We start from the raw sequence: 10324 nt of genomic DNA, 5'->3' as shown, positions 1-10324 counted from the left end.
CAAGCTCTTCGGCGAGACCGGCGGCGGACTGCGCGAGGACGAGGTGCGCCGCGTGCTGGCCACCATCCCGCTGGGCCGGCTGCGGGACGCGGGTCTGCTGGACAGCCTGCTGGAACTGGGCGGCGTGAAGCTCGCCGCCGACGAGCCCGACGACGGGCCGGAGGGGTCCATCGACGACATGGACGCCGACGCACTGATCAACCTGGCGCTCGCCGACCTCGGTGACGTGACGACGGAAACGGGGAGCTGAGAATGGCCGAGGACAAGCTCGTCGCCGCGCTGCGGGCGTCGCTGAAGGAGAACGAGCGGCTGCGCGAGCAGAACCGCAAGCTCGACTCGGCGGTCCGCGAACCGATCGCGATCGTCGGCATGGCGTGCCGGTTCCCGGGTGGCGTGCGCACGCCCGACGACCTGTGGGACCTGGTGGCGCAGGGCCGGGACGGCATCACCGGGTTCCCGACCGACCGCGGCTGGAACCTGGCCGAGCTGTACGACCCGACGCCGGGCGCGGCGGGCAAGTCCTACACGCGCGAGGGCGGGTTCCTGCACGACGCCGACCGGTTCGACGCCGAGTTCTTCGGCATCTCGCCGCGCGAGGCGCTGACGATGGACCCGCAGCAGCGGCTGCTGCTGGAGACGTCGTGGGAGGCCCTGGAGAACACCGGCCTCGACCCGGTCGCGTTGCGCGGCACGGCGGTCGGCGTGTTCGCCGGGATGATGTACCACGACTACGCGGAGAACAACTCGACCGGCGCGATCGCGTCCGGCCGCGTCGCCTACGCGCTGGGCCTGGAGGGTCCGGCGGTCACCATCGACACCGCGTGCTCGTCGTCGCTGGTCGCGCTGCACCTGGCCGCGCAGTCGCTGCGCAACGGGGAGTGCTCGCTGGCGCTGGCGGGCGGCGTCACGGTCATGGCGACCCCCGGCACGTACGTCGAGTTCAGCAAGCAGCGCGGGCTGTCCCCGGACGCCCGGTGCAAGTCCTTCGCGGCGGCGGCCGACGGCACCGGGTTCGCCGAGGGCGTCGGGATGCTGGTCGTGGAGCGCCTGTCCGACGCGCGCCGCAACGGCCACCCGGTGCTCGCGATCGTGCGCGGGTCGGCGGTCAACCAGGACGGCGCGTCCAACGGCCTCACCGCGCCCAGCGGACCCGCGCAGCAGCGGGTGATCCGGGCGGCGCTGGCGAACGCCCGGCTGGCCGCGCACCAGGTGGACGTCGTCGAGGCGCACGGCACCGGCACCACCCTGGGCGACCCGATCGAGGCGCAGGCCCTGCTGGCGACCTACGGCCAGGACCGCTCGGCACCCCTGTGGCTCGGCTCGATCAAGTCCAACATCGGCCACACCCAGGCCGCCGCCGGCGCCGCGGCGGTGATCAAGATGATCGGCGCGTTGCGGCACGGGGTGCTGCCGAAGACCCTGCACGTGGACAGGCCGAGCGACCAGGTCGACTGGACCGAGGGCGCGGTCTCGCTGCTGACGTCGCCGGTCGAGTGGCCGGCCGGTGCCGAGCCGCGCCGCGCGGGCATCTCGTCGTTCGGGGTGAGCGGCACCAACGCCCACGTGATCCTGGAAGAACCCCCGGCCGAGGACACCGCACCCGTCGAGCGGGCCCGGGGTCCGGTGCCGTGGATCTTGTCCGCCCGCACCGCCGACGCCCTGCGCGACCAGGCCGCCAAGCTCGCCGACCACCTCTCCGACCACCCCGCCGCACCGGCCGGCGTCGCCGCCACCCTCGCCGCGCGCACCCGGTTCGAGCACCGGGCCGTCGTGGTCGGCACCGGCGACGACCTGCGGGCCGGCCTCGACGCCGTGGCCGCGGGCGAGCACCCGACCACCGGCGAGGCGCTGGAGAACCCCAAGGTCGTCTTCATGTTCCCCGGCCAGGGTTCGCAGTGGGTCGGCATGGCCGTGGAGCTCCTGGAGACGTCCCCGGTCTTCGCCCAGCGCATGGCGGAGTGCGCGGAGGCGATCGACCAGTTCACCGACTGGTCGTTGCTGGACGTGGTCCGGGCTGTCGAAGGCGCACCTTCCCTCGACCGGGTGGACGTGGTGCAGCCCGTGCTGTTCGCCGTGATGGTGTCGCTGGCGGCGCTCTGGCAGTCCTACGGCGTCGAGCCCTCGGCGGTCGTCGGCCACTCGCAGGGCGAGATCGCCGCCGCCGCCGTGGTCGGCGCGCTGTCCCTGGACGACGCCGCCCGCGTGGTCGCGCTGCGCAGCAAGGCCATCGCCGCCGGGCTCGCCGGACGCGGCGGCATGGCGTCCGTGGCCGCCCCGCGCGTCGACGTCGAGACCCGCATCGCCCGCTGGGACGACCGGATCTCCGTCGCCGCCGTCAACGGCCCGGCCACCACCGTGGTCTCCGGCGAACCCCGGGCGCTGCAAGAACTGCTGGCCGACTGCGAGGCGGACGGCGTCCGCATGCGGATCATCCCCGTGGACTACGCCTCGCACTCCGCGCACGTCGAGTCGATCAAGGACGAGCTGCTGACCGTCCTGGCCGACGTCCAGCCCCGCACCGCCGACATCCCGCTGTACTCGACGCTGACCGGCGAGGTCGGCACCGCCGTCCTGGACGCCGACTACTGGTACGCCAACCTGCGCGGCACGGTCCGCTTCCAAGACGCCGTCGAGCGCCTGCTGGCCGACCGGCACACCGTGTTCATCGAGATCAGCGCGCACCCGGTGCTGGGCATGGGCGTCCGCGAGATCCTGGACACCGCCGCCACACCCACCGCGCTGGTCGGGTCGCTGCGCCGCGACGAGGGCGGTCTCCAGCGGTTCCTGACCTCGCTGGGCGAGGCCCACACGCGCGGGGTCGCCGTCGACTGGTCCCGCCACACGGTCGGCACCCGGACGACCCTGCCCACCTACGCCTTCCAGCACCAGCGGTACTGGCTGCCGGAGAAGTCCACTGTGGACGCCGGCGGGCTCGGCGTGTCGGCGGTGGCCCACCCGCTGCTGGGCGCGGCGCTGACCGTGCCCGAGCGGGACCTGGTCGTGCTGACCGGGCGCGTGGACCTCGACACCCACCCGTGGCTGGCCGACCACGCCGTGCTGGACACCGTCCTGCTGCCCGGCACCGCCCTGGTGGACCTGGCCGTCCGCGCCGGCGACCAGGTCGGCTGCCCGGTGGTGGAGGAGCTGACCATCACCACCCCGCTGGTCGTGCGCGGCGGGGTCACCCTGCGGCTCACCGTGGACGCACCCGACGAGCACGGCCGCCGCGCGCTGGGCGTCTACGCGCAAACCGACACCGAACAGGCCGCCGGCCTCTGGACCCGCCACGCGACCGGCGTCCTGGCCGAAGGCACCAGCCGCGCCGATCACCTGACCGAGTGGCCCCCGCCCGACGCCCAACCGGTCGACATCACCGACCTCTACGACCGCCTGGCCGCCCTGGGCCTGAACTACGGCCCGGCGTTCCAGGCCCTGCGGGCGGCGTGGAAGCGCGGCGAGGACACCTACGCCGAGGTCACCCTGCAAGGCGAACCGGACACGTTCGGCCTGCACCCGGCCCTCCTCGACGGTGCCCTGCACGCCCTGGCCGCCGACATCGGCGACGGCCGGCCGCACCTCCCGTTCGCGTGGTCGGGCGTCACCCTCCACGCCGAAGGCGCCACCGCCCTCCGCGTCCGCTTCACCAAGACGGGCGACGACACCGCCTCCCTCACCATCGCCGACGCGGCGGGTTCCCCGGTCGCCACCATCGACACCCTGACCGTCCGCCCGGTGGCCCTGGACGCCCTCAAGGGCCGCACCGGTTACGTGGACTCCCTGTTCGCCCTCGACTGGACACCCGTAAAACTGTCGTCCCCCCATGGGACGATGGAGACGGGGGCCGGAGGCCAAGCCACGCACCAAGTCGCCACCCACACGGTTGCCCCGACCGATGACGTCCTCGCCGCCACCACCGCAGCGCTCGCCAAGCTCCAGGGGTGGCTGGCCGAACCCTCCGACGCGGCTCTGGTCGTCGTCACCACCCCCGGCGACCTCGCGGGCGCGGCCGTCCAAGGCCTGGTCCGCTCCGCCCAGGCCGAGAACCCCGACCGGTTCGTGCTCCTGGAGGCCGACGACCCCACCCCCGACCAGGTCGCCGCCGCCCTCGCCACCGGCGAACCGGTGCTGTCCCTCCGCGACGGCGAACTCCGCGCACCCCGCCTGACCCGCGTCCCGGAGCCGACCGGGGACAGCCCGTTCACCCCCGACAGCACCGTCCTGGTCACCGGCGGCACCGGCACCCTCGGCGCGGCCGTCGCCCGCCACCTGGTCACCAACCACGGCGTCCGCAACCTGGTCCTCACCAGCCGCCGCGGTCTCGACGCACAGGGCGCACGCGAACTCCAAGCCGAACTCACCGACCTGGGTGCCACCACCGCCGTCGTCGCCTGCGACGTCGCCGACCGCGAACAGACCGAGAAGCTGCTCGCCGACCACCCGGTCAGCGCGATCGTCCACACGGCCGGCGTCATGGACGACGGCACCGTGGCCTCCCTGCGCCCCGACCAGCTCGCGACCGTGCTGCGCCCGAAGGTCGACGCCGCCCGCCACCTGGACGAACTGGCCGGCGACCTGACCGCGTTCGTCCTGTTCTCCTCGGCCGCCGGCACCTTCGGCAGCCCCGGCCAGGGCGGGTACGCCGCCGCCAACGCCGCCCTCGACGCCCTCGCCGCCCGCCGCCGCGCGCAGGGCAAGCCCGCCCAGTCCCTGGCCTGGGGCCTGTGGGCGCAGCGCAGCGAGATGACCGCCGAGGTCGGGGCGGCCGAGGTGCACCGCATGGCCCGCACCGGCCTGCGCGAACTGTCCACAGAGGACGGACTGGCGCTGTTCGACGCCGCCGTCAAGGCCGGTGACGCCCTGCTCGTGCCGGTCCCGCTGGACCTGACCGCCACCGGTGACGTCCCGCCGCTGCTGCGCGGCCTGGTCCGCGCGCCGAGGCGGGCCGCCGGCGGGAACTCCCTGGGCCAACGCCTCGCCGAGGTGCCCGCCGAGCGCCGGGCCGAGGTCGTGCTGGACGTCGTGCTCACCCGCGTCGCCGCCGTCCTCGGCTACGCCCGCGCCGAGCAACTGCCCGCCGGCCGCGCGTTCAAGGACCTCGGTTTCGACTCGCTGACCGCCCTCGACCTGCGCAACCAGCTCAGCGCCGCCACCGGCCTGCGGCTGCCCGCGACCCTGGTGTTCGACTACCCGACGCCCGACGCGCTGGCCGCCCACCTGCTCAACCAGCTGTCCGGCACGACCACCACCGCGGTCGTCGAGACCACCCGGCACGACCACGAGCCCATCGCCATCGTCGGCATGGCCTGCCGCTTCCCCGGCGGCGTGCGCACGCCGGAGGACCTCTGGCGGCTGCTGGTCGACGGCGGCGACGCCATCGGCGCGTTCCCCGCCGACCGCGGCTGGGACCTGGACACCCTGTTCCACCCCGATCCCGACCACCCGGGCACGGTCACCACCGACCGGGGCGGCTTCCTGCACGACGCCGCCGACTTCGACCCCGGCTTCTTCGGCATCTCCCCGCGCGAGGCCCTCGCGATGGACCCGCAGCAACGCCTGCTGCTGGAGACGTCGTGGGAGGCGTTGGAACGGGCCGGCATCGACCCGCAGTCGTTGCGCGGCAGCCGGACCGGCGTCTACGCGGGCGTGATGTACAACGACTACGGCATCGTGCTCAGCGGGTCCGCCGAGTCGGTCGACGGGTTCCTGTCCACCGGCAACTCCGGCGGTGTCGTGTCCGGCCGCGTGTCCTACACGCTCGGGCTCGAAGGCCCCGCGATGACCATCGACACCGCGTGCTCGTCGTCGCTGGTCGCGGTGCACCTCGCGGTGTCCGCGCTGCGCAACGGCGAATGTTCGCTGGCGCTGGCCGGCGGCGTGTCCGTGATGTCGCTGCCGGGCACGTTCCAGGAGTTCTCGCGCCAGCGCAACCTCGCCGCGGACGGCCGGTGCAAGTCGTTCGCGGGCGCGGCCGACGGGACGTCGCTGTCGGAGGGCGTGGGCCAGCTGGTGCTGGAACGGCTGTCCGACGCACGGCGCAACGGGCACCGCGTGCTGGCCGTCATCCGGGGCTCGGCGGTGAACCAGGACGGGGCGTCCAACGGCCTCACCGCGCCGAACGGTCCTTCGCAGCAACGGGTCATCCGCGCGGCGCTGTCCGACGCGGGTCTGAAGCCGTCCGAAGTGGACGTCGTGGAAGCGCACGGCACCGGGACCACGCTGGGCGACCCGATCGAGGCCCAGGCGCTGCTCGCCACCTACGGCCAGGACCGCGCCGAACCGCTGCTGCTGGGGTCGATCAAGTCCAACCTCGGGCACACCCAGGGCGCGGCGGGCGTCGCCGGCCTGATGAAGGTGGTCCTGTCGCTGCGCAACGGCGTGCTGCCGCGCACTCTGCACGTGGACGAGCCGTCGCCGCACGTCGACTGGACGTCGGGCGCGGTCCGGCTGGCCGTGTCCCCGGAACCGCTGTCCGCGGACCGGCCGTTGCGGGGTGCCGTGTCGTCGTTCGGGATCAGCGGGACCAACGCGCACGTCGTGCTGGAGCAGGCTGATCCCGAGGCTGTCGAGGGTCCGGAACCGGACTTCACGCCGTGGCTGGTGTCCGCGCGCACCTCGGACGCCTTGCACGACCAGGTGACCAGGCTGCGCTCTTTCGCTGCGGCACACCCGGAGCTCCGGCCCGTGGACGTGGCGCACACGCTCGCGTCCGGGCGGGCCGCCTTCGACCACCGGGCGGTGGTGCTGGGTGACGACGTCGTGACCGGGGTGTCCGATGGCGGGCGGCTGGCGGTGCTGTTCACCGGCCAGGGAGCGCAGCGGGTGGGCATGGGTCTGGCGCTGTGCGACGCGTTCCCGGTGTTCGCGGCGGCCTTCGACGAGGTGTGCGCGGCCATCGACCAACACCTGGACCGGCCTCTGCGTTCCGTGCTGGAGTCCGCGGACTTGCACCAGACCGGTCACACCCAGCCCGCGCTGTTCGCGGTCGAGGTCGCGCTGTTCCGGCTGGTCGAGTCCTGGGGCGTGCGCCCGGACTTCGTGGCCGGGCACTCCATCGGCGAACTGGCCGCCGCTCACGTGGCCGGCGTCTTCTCCCTGCCCGACGCGGCCCGCTTGGTCGCCGCCCGAGCACGCTTGATGCAGGCTCTGCCGACCGGCGGCGCGATGGTGTCGGTGCAGGCGACCGAGGAGGAAGTCAGTCCGCTGCTGACCGATGCGGTGGCTCTCGCGGCCGTCAACGGCCCGTCTTCGGTCGTGCTGTCGGGCGCCGAAGCCGAGACGGTCGCCGTCGCCGAGGAGTTGGCCGCGCGAGGCCACAAGACCAAGCGCCTCACCGTGTCACACGCCTTCCACTCGCCGCTCATGGAGCCGATGCTGGCCGACTTCCGCGCGGTCGCCGACACCATCACCTACCACGAGCCGACGATCGCGATGCTGCCCGCAGTCACCGATGCCGAGTACTGGGTGCGGCAGGTGCGGGAGCCCGTGCGGTTCGCCGAGGCCGTGCGGGAGCTGGTCGACGCCGGGGTGACCACGTTCCTGGAGGCCGGGCCGGACGCGGTGTTGACCGCGATGGGGCAGGACAGCGCCGAGGGGGAGTGGATCCCGTTGTGCCGCAGGGGGCAGGACGAATCCGCCACCGTCACCACTGCGTTCGCCCGGCTCGCCGTGCGGGGTGCCGCGATCGACTGGCCGAGCATTGTGCCGGGCCGGACCGTGGAGCTGCCGACCTACGCGTTCCGGCACCAACGGTTCTGGCCCCGGCCGGGCGCGGCCACCGGGGATGCGAGCGGGCTTGGGCTGGCTCGCGCCGACCACCCGTTGCTGGGCGCGGCCCTCGACCTCCCCGGCGGGGGCACGGTGTTCACCGGACGGTTGTCGTTGTCCACCCATCCGTGGCTCGCGGACCACGCCGTTGGTGACGTCGTGTTGCTGCCGGGCGCGGCGTTGGTGGAGATGGCGGCACACGCCGGCGGGCGGGTCGAGGAGTTGACGCTGGAAGCGCCGCTGGTGCTGCCGGACAAGGGCGGCGTGCAGGTCCGGGTGAGCGTCGGAGCCGACGGCGCGGTGGAGATCCACTCGCGGGCCGAGGACGCCGACGAGTGGACCACGCACGCGACCGGTCACGTGACCCCGGCCGTGCACCAAGGCGTTGAACTGCGGGAATGGCCGCCCGCCGACGCCGTCGAACTCGACGTCTCCACCGCCTACGACGACCTGTTCGCCCGCGGCCTGCGCTACGGACCGGTCTTCCAAGCCCTGACGGCCGCGTGGCGGCGGGGTGACGAGGTGTTCGCCGAGGTGTCGGTGCCGGCCGAGGACGCGGGCCGGTTCGGGCTGCACCCGGCGCTGGTGGACGGCGTCCTGCACGCCCTGGCCGTGACCGGTGACGGTGACCTGGTGCTGCCGTTCGCCTGGCAGGGCTTCGCGCTGCACGCGGTCGGCGCGTCCCGGCTGCGGGCGCGGATCGTGCCGGGCGACGGCTCGGTGGCGATCACCCTCGCGGACCCGACCGGCGCGCCCGTGGCGACCGTCGAGGGCCTGGCGGTACGCCCGGTGTCCCCGGACCAGCTCCGCCGCGAGAGCAACGACCTGCTCGAGCTCGACTGGATCCCGCTGACCGCCCCGGCGACCGCGCGGACCACCGCCGTGCTCGACGGTGATCTGGCGGAACTCGCGGCCAACCCGCCCGAGGTGGTCGTGGTGCACTTCGACCGGACCGAAGGTGACGCGGCGGCGGTGCGGGCGGCCACCCACAAGGCGTTGGTGCTGGCGCAGGAGTGGCTGGCCGAGGAAGCCTTCGCGGCCTCGAAGCTCGCCGTCGTCACGCGCGGCGCGGTCGCTGTCGGCGCGGAGGACGTGGACCCGGCGCAGGCGGCGGTGTGGGGGCTGATCCGCTCCGCCCAGTCCGAGCACGTCGACCGGTTCGTCCTGATCGACGCCGACGACCCCACGCCGGCACTGGGCAGCGACGAGCCGCAACTCGCCGTGCGCGGCAACACCGTCCTGGTTCCGCGCCTGGTCAAGGCCGCCGCGAAACCCGGCAAGCTCGAAGGCCCCGTCCTGATCACGGGCGCGTCGGGCGCGCTCGGCAGGGTCGTCGCCCAGCACCTGGTCGCCAACCACGGCGTGCGCGAACTGGTCCTCACCAGCCGCACCCCGCAACCCGACCTGGCCGCCGAGCTGACCGCGCTGGGCGCGGACGTCACGGTCGCCGCTTGCGACGTGGCCGACCGGGACGCCCTGGCCAAGCTGCTCGCCGACCACCCGGTGCGCGCGGTCGTGCACGCGGCGGGCGTCCTGGACGACGGGGTCGTCGGCTCGCTCACCCCGGACCGGCTGGACACCGTGCTGCGGCCCAAGGTCGACGGTGCCGCCAACCTGCACGAACTGGCCGACGTGGACGCGTTCGTCCTGTTCTCCTCGGCCGCGGGCGTGCTGGGCGGACCCGGTCAGGCGAACTACGCCGCCGCCAACGCCTACCTGGACGCTCTCGCCGAGCACCGCCGCGCCACCGGCAAACCGGCCGTGTCGCTGGCCTGGGGGCGCTGGGAGCAGGCGGGCATGGCCGACCGGATGAGCGAGGCCGACCGGCGGCGCATGGCCCGGTCCGGCATCGACGCCCTGTCCGAAGCCGAAGGCCTGGCCTTGCTGGACGCCGCGCTGGGGGCGTCCGGCGCGCTGGCCCCGATCAAGCTCGACCACCGCGTCCTGCGCGAGCGGGCCGTGGCGGACGTCCTGCCGCCGTTGCTGCGTGGACTCGTCAAAACGCCCGCACGCCGGGCCGCCGATGCCGATGCCGGCGCGGTGGACGCGTTGCGCAAGTCGTTGGCGGGCAAGGACGTCGAGGCGGCCACGGCGGTCCTGCTGGACCTGGTGCGCACGCAGGTCGCGGGCGTCCTGGCCTACCCGGACGCGGGCGCGGTGCCCGCGGACCGGCCGTTCAACGAACTCGGGTTCGACTCGCTCACCGCGGTCGAGCTGCGCAACTGGGTCAACGCGGCGACCGGCCTGCGGCTGCCCGCGACCCTGGTGTTCGACCACCCGACGTCGCAGGCGCTGGCCGCCCACCTGGCCGCCGCGCTGACCGGCGAAGGCGCGGAGGCCAACGGCGTCCTCACCGCGTTCGCCGACCTCGACCGGCTCGAAGAGTCCCTCGCGGACGTCGACGAGCAGTCGCGCACGCGGCTCGCGCTGCGGCTGCGGGAAGTGCTGTCCAAGCTCGGCGCGCCGGACGCGCCGACCACCAACGACATCGAGTCCGCCACCGATGACGAGGTCTTCGCTCTCATCGACAGCGAACTGGGGATCTCGTGATGTTCTTCGA

1 protein-coding gene is annotated in these 10324 nt (G+C 74.0%); it reads left to right on the top strand.

Annotation, left to right across the window (positions count from 1 at the left end; genetic code table 11):
• Nucleotides 1-252: 252 nt before the first annotated feature.
• Nucleotides 253-10314 carry a type I polyketide synthase gene (locus DFJ66_RS16915; RefSeq protein WP_211351196.1) on the top strand — a complete coding sequence of 3354 codons (10062 nt, stop codon included), beginning with the start codon at nucleotides 253-255 and terminating at the stop codon, nucleotides 10312-10314.
• The last annotated feature ends 10 nt before the right edge of the window (nucleotides 10315-10324 follow it).

This window comes from Saccharothrix variisporea, assembly GCF_003634995.1.
GTDB classification, from domain to species: Bacteria; Actinomycetota; Actinomycetes; order Mycobacteriales; family Pseudonocardiaceae; genus Actinosynnema; species Actinosynnema variisporeum.
The sequence above is the reverse complement of the archived record's forward strand: the minus strand, read 5'-3'. Positions and strand labels throughout refer to the sequence as shown.

Excerpts from the sequence above, each read along its gene's own strand:
- DFJ66_RS16915 (WP_211351196.1), top strand. The coding sequence starts at position 253 with ATGGCCGAGGACAAGCTCGTCGCCGCGCTGCGGGCGTCGCTGAAGGAG.